Below are 16,591 nucleotides of genomic sequence, written 5' to 3' on the forward strand. Positions count from 1 at the left end.
ATGAAGCCGGTAGATGCTAGGTCCCCAGGTTTCGACAAGCGCAGTTGCCGACTGGCAATGAGCATTGGCGGAACCTGGGGCAACAACGCAGATGCCGGTTTCAGTGCGGCCGATTTTAGTGCCTGAAGTGGCGCATGCCGGTAAACACCATGGCAATGCCGGCTTCGTCGGCCGCCGCGATCACCTCGTTGTCGCGCATCGAACCACCCGGCTGGATCACCGCAGTGATACCGGCCTTGGCGGCGTTGTCGATGCCGTCGCGAAACGGGAAGAAGGCGTCCGAAGCCATCACGGCGCCCGGTACGGGCAGGCCAGCGTGCTCGGCCTTGATCGCGGCGATACGGGCGGAGTTGACGCGGCTCATCTGGCCGGCACCGACACCCACGGTCTGACGGTTCTTGGCGTAGACGATGGCGTTGGATTTGACGAACTTGGCCACTTTCCAGGCGAAGATCAGGTCGTGGATTTCCTGCTCGCTCGGCGCACGTTGGGTGACGATCTTCAGGTCGGAAGCTGCGATCATGCCGATGTCGCGGCTCTGCACCAGCAGACCACCATTGACGCGTTTGAAGTCCCAACCCGCAGCACGCTCGGCCGGCCACTCGCCGCATTCGAGCAGGCGCACGTTGGCCTTGGCGGCCACCACTTCACGGGCGGCGGCGCTGATTTTCGGGGCGATGATCACTTCGACGAACTGACGCTCGACGATGGCCTTGGCGGTTTCGCCATCCAGCTCGCGGTTGAAGGCGATGATGCCGCCGAACGCCGACTCGGTGTCAGTGGCGTAGGCCAGGTCGTAGGCCTTGCGGATGCCGCCTTCGTCTTCCGGTACCACGGCCACGCCGCAGGGGTTGGCGTGTTTGACGATGACGCAGGCCGGCTTGACGAAGCTCTTCACGCATTCCAGCGCGGCGTCGGTGTCGGCCACGTTGTTGAACGACAGTTCCTTGCCTTGCAGCTGCACGGCGGTAGAAACGCTGGCTTCGCCTTTCTTCGCTTCGACGTAGAAGGCTGCGCTCTGGTGCGGGTTCTCGCCGTAGCGCATTTCCTGCGCCTTGACGAACTGGCTGTTGAAGGTGCGCGGGAAGGCGCCACGGCCTTCGGTGGACAGGGTGCCCGCCGCCTGGTCGATGGTGCCCAGGTAGTTGGCGATCATGCCGTCGTAGGCAGCGGTATGTTCGAAGGCCTTCAGCGCCAGGTCGAAACGCTGGGCGTAGCTCAGGCCGCCGGCCTTGAGGGAGGCGACGATGCCGGCGTAGTCGCCGGTATTGACCACGATGGCGACGTCCTTGTGGTTCTTCGCCGCGCTGCGGACCATGGTCGGGCCGCCGATGTCGATGTTCTCGATGGCGTCGGCCAGGTCGCAATCAGGCTTGGCCACGGTGGCTTCGAAGGGATAGAGGTTGACCGCGACCAGGTCGATCGGCTTGATGCCGTGCTCGTCCATTACCGCGCCGTCCAGCGCACGACGGCCGAGAATGCCGCCGTGGATCTTCGGGTGCAGGGTCTTCACGCGGCCGTCCATCATTTCCGGGAAGCCGGTGTAGTCAGCCACTTCCACTGCGGCTACGCCGTTGTCCTTGAGCAGCTTGTAGGTACCGCCGGTGGAGAGAATCTCGACACCGAGGGCGGCCAGTTCGCGAGCGAATTCGAGGACACCGGTCTTGTCGGAAACGCTGATCAGCGCGCGGCGGACGGGCAGAAGGGTGGTCTGGTCGGTCATTTCACTATCCATCAGAGCGGGGATATCAGCAAAAAAGGCGGCTCATGCGGGCCGCCCTTTTCGGGAGTTCAGGGTTACAGCAGGTCGTACTGCTTGAGCTTCTTGCGCAGCGTACCGCGGTTCAGGCCGAGCAGTTCGGAGGCCTTGGTCTGGTTACCTTTCACATAATTCATGACGGTTTCCAGCAGCGGCGCTTCGACTTCGGTGAGCACCAGGTTGTACACGTCGGTGACGTCCGCGCCCTCGAGGTGGGCGAAGTAATTGTGCAGCGCCTTCTCCACGGCGCCGCGCAGGGTCTGGCCCTCTTCGCTCGGCGTGTTCAGGTGCTGTTTAAGGCTGGTGTTGTCACTCACGGGTGCAATTCCACTCACTAGGGTCTCTGTCATCAACGTCATGCGGCCACCTCGTTTCCATCGTTGTGCCGTTCGCGGAAGAACGCGCGAACGTGGGCGCACTGTGCGTCCGTACTGTCCAGACGGTTGAACTGGGCGCGAAACTCCCTGGCGCCCGGCAGGGTTGCCAGATACCAGCCGACATGCTTGCGGGCGATACGCGTGCCCATCAATTCGCCATAGAAGGCGTGCAGTGCAGCCAGGTGCTCTAGCAGAATGCGTTCCACTTCGAGCAGGCTCGGTGCCGGCAGGGTTTCGCCGGTACGCAGGTAGTGCTCGATTTCACGGAAGATCCATGGCCGCCCTTGGGCGGCGCGACCAATCAGCAGGGCGTCGGCGCCAGTGGCGTCGAGCACGGCCTTGGCCTTCTGTGGAGAGTCGATGTCGCCATTGGCGAACACCGGAATCGATATCGCCTGCTTGATGGCGGCGATGGTGTCGTACTCGGCTTCGCCGGTATAAAGGTCGGCGCGGGTGCGGCCGTGTACGGACAGTGCAGCAATGCCGGCATCTTCGGCGATTTTCGCTACGGTAATGCCGTTCTTGTTCTGGCGGTCCCAGCCGGTACGAATCTTCAGGGTCACCGGCACGTCCACCGCACCGACCACGGCAGCGAGGATTTCCCGTACCAGCGGCTCGTCACGCAGCAGGGCGGAGCCGGCGGCCTTGTTGCAGACCTTCTTGGCTGGGCAGCCCATGTTGATGTCGATGATCTGCGCGCCTAACTCGACGTTCTTGCGTGCTGCGTCGGCCATCATCTGCGGGTCGCCACCGGCGATCTGTACCGAGCGCGGCTCGGGATCACCGGCGTGCAGCAAACGCAGGCTGGACTTGCGGCTATTCCACAGGCGCACATCGCTGGTGACCATCTCCGACACCACCAGGCCGGCACCGAGACGGCGGCACAGCTGGCGGAACGGGCGATCGGTGACGCCGGCCATGGGAGCCAGGATCAACCGATTGGGCAATGTGTAAGGGCCAATACGTGGGGCCGACATGGGGCGTCCCTGCTTGTTGGTGCGCAGTTGAGACAAAGGGCGATCAACACCTGCCCTCCACTGTGTCCTCAGGGGAAACTGCGGTGGGTCGGTGCTCGCGAAAGGGTGGGCATGATACCCGCTCTGGATGACCGGATAAAGGTCGTTTTGAACAAATTCTGAACAGCTATGGGCTTATCGCCAGGAGTTAGAAGGAAGGCCTGCGACCACGGGTCGCGCCGTCTTCAGACTACTCGGGCGAGTGGAAGCTCAGGCTGTAGTTCACCGCGCGGGTGCCCGGATCAAGGATGTCCAGGGAGATGTGTATGGGCGTCTGCGGTGGCATCTCGCTCTGTCCGGCCAGCTCGCCGGCCAGGTACTCGCTGGGTTTGAAGCGACGACTGGCGACCAGTTGTCCGCCCAGGTCGGCGAAGCGCATCTCCAGCAGCGGGAAGGGCTGGGCGAAGGAGGCACGGTTGTAGAGGATGGCGTCGACGATCAGTGCGCCGGAGAACTCCGGGTGGCTACGTACCACCAGGTTGCTGCTGCGAATCTGGCTGATGTCGACTTTCGAGGGCAGGGTGCAGCCGATGTTCGGGCACAGTTGTTCGAACCAGGGGCGATAGCGGTCCTGGCGTGCCAGCTCATCGAAGTTGTAGGCAGCGTATTGTGCCAGCAGGCCGCCAGCCGCCAGCAGATTGAGCAAGCCCCAGCCAAACAGGCGGCCCCATGATGTGCCCTGTGGCTGGCGCCAGTCGAGTTGCAGGGGTTCGTCGTCCAGTTCGAACAGACGTTCCTCGCGCAGCCCCGGCTCGTTGCGCACCATCTTGGGTTCTTCAGGTGCCGTGCGCAGGTCTTCGTCCTGGTGCTCCGGTTCGGTCTGCTCGTCATCGAGATCACCCAGGCGCGGCTCAACGGCTTCGTCGCGGTCATCGGCGATGGGCTGCTGCTTGCGGGGTGTGGGGGGCGAGACGAACTCAATGGCTGCTTTGGGTTCAGGTGCAGTGATCGGTTCAGGCTGCTCTTCAGTCGGTTGCAGTTCGAAGCTGTCGCGCTCGCGCTGCACCGGCTCGTCACGCAGTAGGGCCTCGGCCCAGGCTTCGTCATGCACGTCGTCGGGTTCGTCCGTCGCGCGGTTGCCGAAATTCTCGGCGTAGCGCGGCGCCTGTTCCAGTGCGAGGAACTGCTGCGACAGCTGCTGTTCCTGCTCCTCCAGTCTGGCCAGTTCCTCATCGAGGTTGAGGCTGTCCAGGTCGAGGTCGTCATGAATCCACAGGGTATCGTCGGCGGGCTTGCTCGCTGGCGGCTTGGTGCGTGTGTCGGGCTGGGCTGTGGTCGGAGCGCTCACCGTTTTGGCTGCCGCTGGCGCAGGTGCGGCGGCACGCGGGCCGAACAGTTGTTCGGCAGCATTGAACACGTGCAGGCAGGCACCGCAGCGTACTGCGCCATGGGCAGCAGCCAGCTGCGCCTGGCTGACGCGGAAGCTGGTACGGCAATTGGGGCACTGGGTGACGTGGCTTTCGCTCATGCGCGGGTCCGGAAAATCCAAGCAGCTAGTCTATCGCAACGACTGCGCGCGGTTCAGCGCTTGACGCCGCTGATGCGCACCCAGCCGTCCTTGACGGCCGTTGGGTCGAGGTCGAAGGCGCTTGCGTAGGCGGCGCGGACTTCCTCGGCCTGTTCGGCGAGGATACCCGACAGCGCCAGGCGCCCACCGCCTTTGACCAGCGCAGTGATCTGAGGTGCCAGGGAAACCAGCGGGCCGGCGAGGATGTTGGCGACGACCACGTCGGCAGGCTGCTGTGGCAGATCGGCAGGCAGATACACCGGGAAGCGCGCTGGATCGATGCCGTTGCGCGAAGCATTGTCGCGCGAGGCTTCCAGCGCCTGCGGGTCGATATCGGTGCCCGCTGCCTGCGGCGCGCCTAGCAACAGGGCGGCGATCGCCAGGATGCCCGAGCCGCAACCGAAGTCGAGCACGCTGCAGTTGTCCAGACTCTGGCTATCGAGCCATTCCAGGCACAGTGCGGTGGTCGGATGCGTGCCGGTGCCGAAGGCCAGGCCCGGATCGAGCAGCAGATTGACCGCGTCCGGCTGCGGCGCGGCATGCCAGCTTGGCACGATCCATAGGCGCTGACCGAAACGCATGGGCTGGAAACCATCCATCCAGCTGCGTTCCCAGTCCTGATCCTCGATGCGCTCGACATGATGCTCCGGCAGCGCGCCGCCACACAGCAGTTGCAGGTGGGCGAGCAGTGCGGTCTCGTCAGTGTCGGCCTCGAACAGGGCCAGCAGGTGGGTGTTCGACCACAGCGGCGTGGTGCCCAGATCCGGCTCGAAGATCGGCTGATCTTCGGCGTCCATGAAGGTTACCGATACGGCGCCGACTTCCAGCAGGGCATCCTCGTAGGTTTCTGCCTGCTCAGGAGTGATGGCGAGACGGACTTGTAACCAGGGCATGGAAAACCTCATGAAGGGCGCGCGTTTGGCCGCGCAGCTTACTTGAAGGGGCGGGCGGCTTGCCAGTTCGACCGCTGAAACGACAGGGGCCGCCCGAAGGCAGCCCCTGTTGAGCATTTCAGTCATGGCCTCGCGAGCTAGAGCGGAACAAGGCAAAAGTGACTGAGGAAGCGGAGTTTACTGTTGTAAATGAGCATTCCTCGGTCACTTTTAACGCAGGGCCGCCGACGCGCAGCAGGTCATGGACTCAGTGCTTGTCCATACCCAGTTTCTTTTCCAGGTAATGGATGTTCACGCCACCTTTGACGAAACCCTTGTCGCGGGTCAGGTCGCGGTGCAGTGGCACGTTGGTCTTGATGCCGTCGACCACGATCTCGTCCAGGGCATTGCGCATACGGGCCATGGCCTCGTCACGGTCCTTGCCGAAGGTGATCAGCTTGCCGATCAGCGAGTCGTAGTGCGGTGGAACGCTGTAGCCGCTGTACAGGTGCGAATCGACGCGCACGCCATTGCCGCCCGGAGCATGGAAATGCTTGACCTTGCCGGGGCTGGGCATGAAGTTGTCCGGGTCTTCGGCGTTGATCCGGCACTCGACCGAGTGACCGAGGATCTTCACGTCTTCCTGCTTGATCGACAGCTTGTTGCCAGCAGCGATGCTGAGCATCTCCTTGACGATGTCGATACCCGTGACCATCTCGGTGACCGGGTGCTCTACCTGAACACGGGTGTTCATCTCGATGAAGTAGAAACGACCGTCTTCATAGAGGAACTCGAAGGTGCCGGCGCCACGGTAGCCGATCTCGACGCAGGCATCGACGCAGCGCTTGAGCACTTCGGCGCGGGCCTTCTCGTCGATCAGCGGAGCCGGAGCCTCTTCGATCACTTTCTGGTGACGGCGCTGCAGCGAGCAGTCACGGTCGTACAGGTGAATCGCGTTGCCCTGGCCGTCGGACAGCACCTGGACTTCGACGTGGCGCGGGTTGCCGAGGAACTTTTCCAGATAGACCATCGGATTGCCGAACGCAGCACCGGCTTCGGTGCGGGTCAGCTTGGCCGATTTGATCAGGTCTTCTTCCTTGTGCACCACGCGCATGCCGCGACCACCGCCGCCGCCAGCGGCCTTGATGATCACCGGGTAGCCCACTTCACGGGCGATGCGCAGAGCTTCTTCCTCGTCTTCCGGCAGCGGGCCGTCGGAACCGGGAACCACCGGGACGCCAGTTTTGATCATGGCTTCCTTGGCCGATACCTTGTCGCCCATCAGGCGGATGGTGTCGGCTTTCGGGCCAATGAAGGCAAAACCGGAGTTCTCCACCTGTTCGGCGAAGTCGGCGTTCTCGGCGAGGAAGCCGTAGCCCGGGTGGATGCCCGTGGCACCGGTCAGTTCAGCTGCGCTGATGATGGCCGGGATGTTCAGGTAAGACTGAGCGCCGGCTGCCGGACCAATGCAGACGGACTCGTCGGCCAGGCCCAGGTGCATCAGTTCGCGGTCGGCAGTGGAGTGCACGGCAACCGTCTTGATACCCAGCTCTTTGCAGGCGCGCAGGATACGCAGCGCGATTTCGCCACGGTTGGCGATAAGGACTTTTTCCAGCTTCTGCATTGCAGGCTCCCCGTGCATCAAACGATGGTGAACAGGGGTTGGTCGTACTCAACCGGCTGGCCGTTTTCCACCAGGATGGATTCGATCACACCGCTGGCTTCGGCTTCGATGTGGTTCATCATCTTCATCGCTTCGACGATGCAGAGGATGTCGCCTTTCTTCACGGTCTGACCGACTTCGACGAAGTTGCCCGAGGTCGGCGAGGCGGCGCGATAGAACGTGCCGACCATCGGCGAACGCGCCACGGTGCCGTTCAGTTTCGGTGCGGCGGCCGGGGCGGCTTCAGCGCCCGGAGCGGCTGCTGCGACAGGCGCTGCGATCGGAGCCGGTGCCGGTGCGTACATCGGCTGTGGGGCATAGGCCGGTTGTTTGCTGTGACGGCTGATGCGTACGGACTCTTCGCCCTCTTTGATCTCCAGCTCGTCGATACCGGACTCTTCCAGCAGCTCGATCAGTTTCTTGACTTTACGGATATCCATGAATGGTCAACTCCCAGAGGTGAGGTAGGACTTGTCTACCAGGCTACGCGTCAGGCGCGCCTGGTCAGTTGTTCGAGTGCCGCTTCCAGGGCCAGCCGATAACCGCTGGCACCAAGGCCGCAGATCACCCCTACAGCAACGTCGGAAAAGTAGGAGTGATGGCGGAAAGGTTCACGCTTGTGCACGTTGGACAGGTGCACTTCGATGAATGGGATGCTCACTGCCAGCAATGCGTCACGTAATGCGACGCTTGTATGGGTAAAAGCGGCAGGATTGATCAGGATGAAGTCGACACCTTCACCCTTTGCGGCGTGAATGCGGTCGATCAGTTCGTACTCGGCATTGCTTTGCAGGTACAGCAGATGATGGCCCGCCTCGCGTGCGCGGCGTTCCAGATCCTGATTGATCTCGGCGAGGGTGGTGGCACCGTATTTGTCGGGCTCGCGGGTACCCAGCAGATTCAGATTGGGGCCGTGCAGCACCAGTAGGGTGGCCATGGTCGCGTTCCTTGTTGTTCAGGCTGCGCAGGACTATGCCGCAGCTGCGCGATGTCAGCAATAGTCGACACGATGCCTGCTGTTTACGGCAGAAATATGACTATAGCGTTGGTTTTGGTCGTTGCCAGGACATTTGCAACGTGCGGGCGATGATCGCGTCGACAGCGCTCAACGACCTGCCAGGCGGCTGCTGGCCTGATCCAGGCGGCCAGCGAAGGTGGCGGCATCGACTTCACCTACGACACGCAGATCGAGCAGTTCGTCACCATTGCCGGTGAACAACTGGATGGCAGGCGGGCCGAACAACTTGTAACGGTCCAGCAGGGCGCGCTGGGCGGCGTTGCTTTCGGTGATATCGAAGCGGATCAGGCGCCAGTCAGCGAGCTTGCTGCCGACTTCGGCATTGCCGAATACTTCGCGCTCGATGACCTTGCAACTGATGCACCAGTCGGCGTACCAGTCCAGCAGCAGCGGCTGACCGGCGGATTTGGCCGCGGCCAGTGCGGCGTCCAATTCGGCGGGGCTGCTCAGGGTTTGCCAGGCACCGCTCTTGGCGCTGCTCTGGCTGGCACCAGCCTGCAGTTGGCCGAGTGGCTTGAGCGGATCGCTCGCACCCTGTAGGGCACCGACCCAGGCTGCCAGGGCATAGACCAGCAACGCCAGGCCGGCGATCTGGCCGAGCTTCTGTCGATGCGTCTTGGGGCCGAACTCCAGCGCGCCGAGGAATACTGCCACGCCACCCGCCAGCAGGCCCCACAGGGCCAGGCTCAGACTGCCCGGCAGCACGCGCTCGAGCAGCCAGACCGAAACGGCCAGCAGCAGCACGCCGAAGGCATTGCGTACGCTGACCATCCAGGTACCGGTTTTCGGCAGCAGCGCACCACCGCCAACGGCGAACAGCACCAGCGGCGTACCCATACCGAGGCCGAGCGCGAGCAGCTTCAGGCCACCGCCCAAGGCATCGCCACTGGCACTGATATAAAGCAGTGCACCGGCCAGCGGCGCCGAGACGCAGGGGCTGACCAGCAGGCTGGACAGCACGCCGAGCAGGGCTGCATTAAGATGCGAGCCGCCATGGGTTTTGCCTGCCAGGCGATCCAGCGGTTCACTGATGAAACGAGGCAGGCGCAGCTCGAACAGGCCGAACATGGCCAGCGCGAAGAAGGCGAAGAAGGCGGCGAAAGGCACCAATACCCAAGCCGATTGCAGGCGAGCCTGCAGATTGAGGCCCGCGCCGAACAACCCCATCAGCGTGCCGAGAATGGCGAAGCAGGCGGCCATCGGCAGGACATAAGCCAGTGACAGCGTCAGGCTGCGCAGGCCACCCAACTGGCCGCGCAGTACTACGCCGGAGAGGATCGGCAGCATCGGCAGCACGCAGGGGGTGAAGGTCAACGCCAGACCGCCGAGGAAGAACAGCGCCAGCTCTTTCCAGTTCCAGCCTGTCGCGACAGGCGCCACATCATTGCTGGTGGCGGCAGGCATATCACCGATCTCGATATATTCGGTTTCCGGCGGATAGCACAGGCCCTTGTCGGCGCAGCCCTGATAGCCGACCAGCAGGCGTAGCGGGCGGTTATCCGGGTTGTCCAGTGGCACGCGGATATCCAGCACGCCGTAGTACACCTCGACATCGCCGAAGAATTCATCGTGCTTGGCCTCGCCTGCTGGCAATTCGGTGTCGCCGAGCACCAGGTCCGCCGGTTCGACGCTGAAATTGAAACGATGGCGATAGAGGTAATAACCCTCGGCCGCGACGAAGCGCAGCGTCACTGCCTGTGCATCGCTGCTCACCAGGCTCAGCTTGAAGGCTTCACGCACCGGCAGAAAATCGCTGCTGTTGTTCAGGGGGGCGCCAATCGGCGAGGCAGCAGGGCGCTGGTCGAACAGGTTGGCGCTGGCGGGCAGGCTCAGGCAGAGCAGAAGCAGGGGAAGCAGCAGTCGACGCAGTGACATCGGGCGAATATCTCGGCGAAAGGTGGCGGCATGATACCGGAAAGCGCCCACCCGTATCGTCGTCGCCGCGCCGGGGCGTCGATTGCCGGGGATGAGCGGAACCTTGGAGAAGGCCGGCCTTGTCGAGTTCCCGTGCAGATCAAGCCTGCGCTGCCGTGTCGCAGGCGCTTAGACGCGAAACGCCTGTACGGCGCTGTGCAACTGGCCACCCAGGTGCAGCAGGCGTTCACTCTCGCTGCGTCCGTTGGCGATCAGGCCGAGGTTGTCGTCGCCCAGTTGGTGGATGCGTTCGCCGTGTTCGCGAATCTCGCTGACCGCATCGCTCTGCTGCGCGGTGGCCTCGGCGATACGCTCGGCCATGCTGGCGATGGTGCGGATGGCGCTGACGATCTCGTCCAGCGCACCATCGGCCGCTTCGGCCTTGCCCGCGGTAGCTTCGGCATGTTCGACCTGCGCCCGCATGGCCTGTACCGACTGGTGCGCAGCCTGTTGCAGGCGGCCGATGACATCCTGGATCTCTGCCGTGGCGCTGCCGGTGCGCTGCGATAGTGAGCGCACTTCGTCGGCGACTACGGCGAACCCGCGGCCGGCCTCGCCGGCGCGTGCAGCCTCGATGGCGGCGTTGAGGGCGAGCAGGTTGGTCTGTTCGGCGATGCCGCGAATCACCGTAAGCACGCTGCCGATGGTGGCGGTCTCGTCGGCCAGGCGTTCGATGGCCTGGGCGTTGTCCTGCACCTCGGAGACCAGGGCGTGCAGCCCTTCCAGACTCTGGCCGATGACCTGCTGGCCCTGGACCAGGGCGCGGTCGGCGTCGCGGCTGGCGTCGGCGGTCTGGCTGGCGTCCTGGGCAACCTGGCCGATGGTCGCTTCCAGCTCGCTCAACGCGTCGCGGATCAGGGCGGTATCGCCGGCCTGGCGTTCGGCTCCGCCGTGCAGGCCGCCACTGAGGTCGGCCAGGGTACGGCTGGAGCCGGCGACATGCTCGGCGTGGCCGCGGATGCTGGCGACCAGCTCCACCAGATAGCGGCGCAGGTGATTGAGCGAATCTTCGATATCGCGCAGCTCGCGGGTGCGGGAATTGATGCTGATCGGCGTCGCGAAATCACCTTTTGCCCACTGCGACAGCGCCGGTACCAGGCGCTCGAGTACCTGTGACAGGCGCCGCTGGATGCGGTCGATGAGCAGGGCGATCAGCAGGATCAGGCCGATCATCAGGCCTTGAATCAGCCGGACCTCACCCTGAATGCGCGCGTATTCGCCTTTTACCAGGGGCTCCAGCGCCGCCAGTGCCTGTTGTACCTGCGTCACGCGTTCGGTGGTGGTCACGGCCAGTTGCTGACGTTGCTCGACCAGCTCGCGGGTGCGCTGCAGTTCGCTGGGGTAGCGGCGTACCAGGGTGCCCAGTTCGCGTTTCAGTTCGATGCCACGATCCTGCGTCTGTTGCTCCTGCTGTGTTTCATCCAGGCCTAGCAGTGCAGCGAAACCAACGCTGGCAGAGCTGTCGGCCTGTTGCACGCCGAGTAGCGGCAACTTATCCAGCGCCTCTGCCTGCTGAGCAAGAGCCTTGAGTTCGCGTTCGACGTCGCCGAGCAGCTCACTACGACCCTGGCTGGTGAAGCGTTCACGGGCGTGGGCCAGCCTCAGCAGGCGCGAACCGGCTTCCTGCAGCGGTTTGCGGTAGTCACCAGCGGCTGGGCTGCTGGCATCTGCGACGTACTGGGTCAGTTGTTCCAGCGCGGCGAGCATCTCGCGTTCGGCCTGCAACAGCAGTCCCTGCGGGTCACCGGCCAGTTTGCCGGCCGCCAGCAGCTGATTGGCGCTGAAGTCGCGCAGTTGCTCAAGGCTTGAGCGCAGCTCGGTGGTCAATTGTTGCGGCAGTTGTTCGAGGGATTCGTCGAAGGCGTCGATGGCCTGGGTCGCACTGCTGTGTTGCACCGCGTTGCCACTGGCCAGATAGGCCTGAATGTTGTCGGCCACCTCGCGCTGGAACTGCTGGGACAGCGTCAGGTAGCGCTCCATCAGTTGCACCGGTTGCTGCAACGCGCGCTGCGACCACCAGAGCGTCGCCGCCAGCGCGACGCAGACGGTGACCAGCAGCAGGGTGTTTAGGTTGGTGAGCAGCTTGAGGCGCATGACGGGCTCGATCGACGACTGAACGATGCCCGCGAGCTTATTGCGGTTTGGTTACAGGCTGATGACGCCGTGAGCTGCGTCACGTTCTGCAGCGAGTCATTCGCTGCTGTACAGCTCCACCCGGTTACGACCACCGTGCTTGGCCTTGTACAGCGCCTCGTCGGCACGCTTGGACAGGGCATTGCCATCCAGGCCCGGTTGCAGCATGGCGATGCCGCAACTGAAGGTGCAGGACAGGTCCTGCGGCTGGGCCGGGTAGTGAATCTCGGCGAAGCGCTGGCGAATCTCCTCCAGTACCTTGAGCGCCGATTGCTCGTCGGTATCCGGGAGCACCACGGCGAACTCTTCACCACCGTAGCGGCCGATGTAGTCGGTCTTGCGCAGGCGCTGCTTGAGGAACAGCGCCAGGCTCTTGATCACCCTGTCGCCCATGGGGTGACCATAGGTGTCGTTGACCTTCTTGAAGTGGTCGATGTCGAGCATGGCGAAGGCCAGCGGCTGCTCTTCGCGGCGTGCGCGAAAGCAGGCGTCATCGAGCAGTTGCAGGGTATGGGTGTGGTTGTACAGACCGGTCAGGCTGTCGCGCACCATGCGCGCCTTGAGGTTGCGCGCACGGGCCGCGCGGTTGCGCACGGTGGCGATCAGGTGGCGTGGTTTGATCGGCTTGGTGAGGAAGTCGTCGCCGCCCTCGCTCATGGCGTCGAGCTGCTTGTCCAGGTCGTCCTCGGCCGACAGATAGATGATCGGTACGCTGACATAACGATCGTTATGGCGGATCACCTTGGCCAGCTCGGTGCCGTTGCACTCGGGCATGTACATATCGAGGATTATCAGGTCCGGCTGGAATTCGGCCAGCGCGTCCATCGCCTGGATCGGCTCGGTCAGAGTGTGGGTGAGGATGCCGGCGCTGTTGAGCACGCGCTCGGTATGGGTCGCCTGGGCCTTTGAGTCGTCGACGATCAGCACCTTGTACGGGTCGTACTGCGAGACGTGGGTCAGTACCTCGATACGTTCGAGCAGGCTGGAGGCATCCAGCGAACCGGTAAAGAACTCCTGCCCGCCGGCGCGCACGGCGGCCAGGCGCGTTGGCGTGTCGGTATCGCAGTGGCTGAAGAACAGCAGCGGAATCTTCTGCTCCAGACCCTCTTGTACCGAGTTGGCAAGTTCCAGGCCGGCACCGGCGAAGTCGACGTCCATGACGATGGCCGCCGGGTGGCGCTCGCTGATGGCGGCGCGGAAGGCGAGCTCATCACCTAGGGCCTGCGCGGCCAGGCCGAAGAAATCCAGTTGCTGGGCCAGACGCTCGGCACGCTGAGCATCCTGCAAGGCCAGGTACACCGGTTTGCGCAGTGGTGGCAGGAAGGTCTGTTCGAAGGCATCGCTATGCCGCAGACCGGTTCTCGACAAGCGCTGCATGGCCTGATTGAGACGGGCGATCAACGTGCTGTTGAGGCGGCCGCGATTTTCCACCACTTCATCGAGGCTGAGGCCAATGCTTTGCGCCAGCTGCGCGTGCTCGATCTGCTCGAAGCGCTCGGCGTAACGCAGCAGTCGCAGGTTGGCCTCGGTCAGCTCAGCCATGCCGGCATCGTTCCATTCGCTGCGTTGCAGGCGCTGCCAGACTTCCAGCACCTGGCGTGCCTGGTGAATCACGCGCTGGGCGAAATGGTGCTTGAGGCGATCTCGACTGGGATCCGGGTGCTCGGTCATGGGCCGACTTCTATAGATGGTTAAGTCAGTGGTGGCTTGATGCTATCACTTGCTGGAAGCGCTGACATTGCCGTCGATCAATTGGCGTCGGTATTTCTGTCGAATAAGCGACAGAAATGTAGTTTTCCCTTACCAGCGGTAAGTTTGCCCCTCTGCCCTGCGTTTTGCTGTGGGCTTGCCTTATAGTGCGTAGCAGGTCGCAACCCGTTGGTCGGGTTGTGGTCGAACACTCGAATTCGTTTGAAAAGGACACTGCCATGCTGGATTGGAAGAATCGCGCGACGAACTCGCCAGACGACGCCGCCAAGACCTCAGGGGGCAGTCGCACTGGCGGCAGCCTGATCGCTCGCGCTCTAGGCAGTCTGATCGGTGTCTATCTGCTGATCGCCCTGGTGGTCGGTTGGTACTGGAGTCAGGAACCGTCTGCCTTCCAGGTCCAGCAGCATGCGCAGAATTCGGCGCAGCAGGCGCAACGGCAGATGGTCACCGGCTACACCTCGGTGGAAACCCTCAAGCAGGTCGCCAGCACGCTGCTCGACAAGCCAGGTGGTTATCTGTCCAACGATCTCGCGCCGCCCGGCCTTTGGCTGGACAACATGCCGAGCTGGGAATACGGCGTGTTGGTGCAGGTACGCGACTTTTCGCGTGCGTTGCGCAAGGACTTCGCCCGTTCGCAGTCGCAGTCCACCGAGGACCCGGACCTGGCCAAGGCCGAGCCGCGTTTTCACTTCGACAACAAGAGCTGGGCGTTACCGGCGTCCGAGTCCGAGTACCGCGAGGGCATCAAGTCGCTGGACCGCTACCTCGCTCGTCTGGCCGACCCGGCGCAGAGAAACGCGCAGTTCTATGCCCGTGCCGACAACCTCAACAACTGGCTGGGTGATGCCGGCACACGTCTTGGCTCGCTGTCCCAGCGCCTGTCCGCCAGCGTGGGTCAGGTGCGCCTGAATGAGAAACTACAGGTCGGCAACGATGCCGAAGAGTCCGGGCTGATTGGTGAAGGCGGCGTTTACGAGACGCCCTGGCTGCAAATCGACAACGTGTTCTACGAGGCTCGCGGCCAGGCCTGGGCGCTGGCTCATCTGCTGCGCGCCATCGAGGTGGACTTCGCCGACGTGCTGGCGAAAAAGAACGCCACCGTCAGTGTGCGCCAGATCATTCGTGAGCTGGAGGCCGCGCAGGCCACCCTGTGGAGCCCGATGATCCTCAACGGCAGTGGCTACGGCGTTCTCGCCAACCACTCGTTGGTGATGGCCAACTACATCTCCCGCGCCAACGCGGGTCTGATCGATCTGCGCCAGTTGCTGAGTCAGGGGTGATGGTCGCGATTTCGGCAGCGGAGGCGGCGCATCGTGCTGCCTCTGACCGCGAGCGGGTGGCCTGGGTCGACGAGCATGATCGGCCACTGGGTGGTGTTTCCCGGGCCGAGATGCGCGAGCGCCGGCTGATCGGGCGCGGTACCTACATTCTCCTGTTCAACACGGCTGGTCTGCTGTGCGTGCATCGGCGCACCCTGAGCAAGGCGCTGTATCCCGGTTACTGGGACGTGGCGGCCGGCGGCATGGTGCTTGAGGGCGAGGACTACCGCCTCTCAGCCGAGCGAGAGTTGGCCGAGGAACTGGGCATCGTCGATGCCGAACTGGTCGAACATGCGCACTTTCTCTATGACGCTCCGGAAAGTCGCCTGTGGTGCATGGCCTATTCGGCGGTATCCGACGCGCCGCTGGTGCTGCAGCCGGAAGAAGTACTGGAAGCGCGTTTTATCAGCGTCGAGCAGGCGCTGGAAGAAACCCATCGTCTGCCCTATTGCCCCGATTCGTTGGCGGCGCTGGAGCGCTACATAAAAAGGCCATAAACAGGCCGCCTGCGGCTAGCTGATGTCCTCTCCCATTTATGGGAGAGGGTGCCCGAAGGGCGGGAGAGGGTGTTTGTCTCGCCTCCTGTGTGTCGTCGAACTCGTAGGGTGCGCTGTGCGCACCGGCTTTACTCGGATGTGGGACCATGGTGCGCACGGCGCACCCTACGGGCCGAGCTCGCTACGGCGTCGCGGATTCCGAGCGCGCCGTGTGCGATGGTGAACAGCGTCGCCAAAGTGCCGCACAATGACGCAAATTTGGTCTTAGCAAGCCTGGCCTTTGCCGTTACACTGCGCGGCCTTTTCGGCGGACGTCTGTCCGCTTGCGCTGCCCCTGCCTGAGTGGGGCTTCGCGGCTGAACCCGTTCAGCCAGTCGCTATCCTGACCCCTACGAGGACAAGCCGGTGGTCAAGAAAGCCTCTTCATTTGCCGCCCTGAGCGGTCTCGTCTATTCCACCGATGGCGGTCGCCATTGCCCGGATTGCAACCAGGCGGTGGATGCCTGCATCTGCAAACAGACACGCATTCCCGATGGCGACGGTATTGCCCGTGTGCGCCGTGAGACCAAGGGTCGTGGTGGCAAGACCGTCACCACCGTCAGCGGCGTGCCGCTGGCCGAGGAGCCGCTCAAGGAGCTGGCCAGCGCCTTGAAGAAACGCTGCGGCACCGGTGGCGCACTCAAGGACGGGGTGATCGAGATTCAGGGTGATCACGTCGAGCTGTTGTTGGCCGAGCTGAGCAAACGCGGATTTACCGCGAAGAAGTCCGGCGGCTGATAAGTCCTTTTCTAAACTTCGACGATGCT

The 16,591-nt window shown here is 63.2% G+C and carries 14 protein-coding genes; 3 read left to right on the forward strand and 11 right to left on the reverse strand.

Annotation, left to right across the window (positions count from 1 at the left end):
* Positions 1–115 precede the first annotated feature (115 nt).
* The 11 genes from purH to BM186_RS05960 form a co-directional block, all read right to left on the reverse strand.
* Positions 116–1,723 (reverse strand): bifunctional phosphoribosylaminoimidazolecarboxamide formyltransferase/IMP cyclohydrolase, encoded by a 1,608-nt coding sequence (gene purH, locus BM186_RS05910; protein ID WP_072423200.1) that lies wholly within the window; start codon positions 1,721–1,723, stop codon positions 116–118.
* 74 nt (positions 1,724–1,797) lie between these two features.
* On the reverse strand, positions 1,798–2,118 hold the full coding sequence (gene fis, locus BM186_RS05915) for a DNA-binding transcriptional regulator Fis (RefSeq protein WP_026088753.1): 321 nt from the start codon (positions 2,116–2,118) through the stop codon (positions 1,798–1,800).
* Positions 2,115–3,113 (reverse strand): tRNA dihydrouridine synthase DusB, encoded by a 999-nt coding sequence (gene dusB, locus BM186_RS05920; protein WP_072423199.1) that lies wholly within the window; start codon positions 3,111–3,113, stop codon positions 2,115–2,117. Before dusB ends, fis begins: the two co-directional genes overlap by 4 nt.
* Before the next feature lie 229 nt (positions 3,114–3,342).
* Positions 3,343–4,620 carry a DUF3426 domain-containing protein gene (locus BM186_RS05925; protein WP_074913861.1) on the reverse strand — a complete coding sequence of 426 codons (1,278 nt, stop codon included), beginning with the start codon at positions 4,618–4,620 and terminating at the stop codon, positions 3,343–3,345.
* A gap of 53 nt (positions 4,621–4,673) precedes the next feature.
* On the reverse strand, positions 4,674–5,552 hold the full coding sequence (gene prmA, locus BM186_RS05930; RefSeq protein WP_074913862.1) for a 50S ribosomal protein L11 methyltransferase: 879 nt from the start codon (positions 5,550–5,552) through the stop codon (positions 4,674–4,676).
* Positions 5,553–5,799: 247 nt separating this feature from the next.
* Positions 5,800–7,155, reverse strand: a complete 1,356-nt coding sequence (gene accC, locus BM186_RS05935; RefSeq protein ID WP_074913863.1) for an acetyl-CoA carboxylase biotin carboxylase subunit — start codon at positions 7,153–7,155, stop codon at positions 5,800–5,802.
* A gap of 17 nt (positions 7,156–7,172) precedes the next feature.
* Positions 7,173–7,634 (reverse strand): acetyl-CoA carboxylase biotin carboxyl carrier protein, encoded by a 462-nt coding sequence (gene accB / locus BM186_RS05940; protein WP_074913864.1) that lies wholly within the window; start codon positions 7,632–7,634, stop codon positions 7,173–7,175.
* 50 nt (positions 7,635–7,684) lie between these two features.
* Complete coding sequence (gene aroQ / locus BM186_RS05945) at positions 7,685–8,131, reverse strand: type II 3-dehydroquinate dehydratase (RefSeq protein WP_074913865.1); 447 nt, start codon at positions 8,129–8,131, stop codon at positions 7,685–7,687.
* 168 nt (positions 8,132–8,299) lie between these two features.
* Positions 8,300–10,087, reverse strand: a complete 1,788-nt coding sequence (gene dsbD, locus BM186_RS05950; protein ID WP_074913866.1) for a protein-disulfide reductase DsbD — start codon at positions 10,085–10,087, stop codon at positions 8,300–8,302.
* A gap of 168 nt (positions 10,088–10,255) precedes the next feature.
* On the reverse strand, positions 10,256–12,220 hold the full coding sequence (locus tag BM186_RS05955; RefSeq protein WP_074913867.1) for a methyl-accepting chemotaxis protein: 1,965 nt from the start codon (positions 12,218–12,220) through the stop codon (positions 10,256–10,258).
* Positions 12,221–12,316: 96 nt separating this feature from the next.
* Positions 12,317–13,930 (reverse strand): response regulator, encoded by a 1,614-nt coding sequence (locus BM186_RS05960; protein WP_074913868.1) that lies wholly within the window; start codon positions 13,928–13,930, stop codon positions 12,317–12,319.
* Between the two features lie 257 nt (positions 13,931–14,187).
* On the opposite strand from BM186_RS05960, the gene BM186_RS05965 reads away from it, so the two are divergent.
* The 3 genes from BM186_RS05965 (at position 14,188) to BM186_RS05975 (ending at position 16,562) form a co-directional block, all read left to right on the forward strand.
* Positions 14,188–15,249, forward strand: a complete 1,062-nt coding sequence (locus tag BM186_RS05965) for a DUF2333 family protein (protein ID WP_074913869.1) — start codon at positions 14,188–14,190, stop codon at positions 15,247–15,249.
* On the forward strand, positions 15,249–15,785 hold the full coding sequence (locus tag BM186_RS05970; RefSeq protein ID WP_072423192.1) for an NUDIX hydrolase: 537 nt from the start codon (positions 15,249–15,251) through the stop codon (positions 15,783–15,785). Before BM186_RS05965 ends, BM186_RS05970 begins: the two co-directional genes overlap by 1 nt.
* A 405-nt stretch (positions 15,786–16,190) precedes the next feature.
* The gene (locus BM186_RS05975; protein WP_072423191.1) at positions 16,191–16,562 is read left to right on the forward strand and encodes a translation initiation factor Sui1; all 372 of its coding nucleotides are present in this window, start codon (positions 16,191–16,193) and stop codon (positions 16,560–16,562) included.
* Positions 16,563–16,591 lie beyond the last annotated feature (29 nt).

The organism is Ectopseudomonas toyotomiensis, assembly GCF_900115695.1.
Classification (GTDB): Bacteria; Pseudomonadota; Gammaproteobacteria; order Pseudomonadales; family Pseudomonadaceae; genus Aquipseudomonas; species Aquipseudomonas toyotomiensis.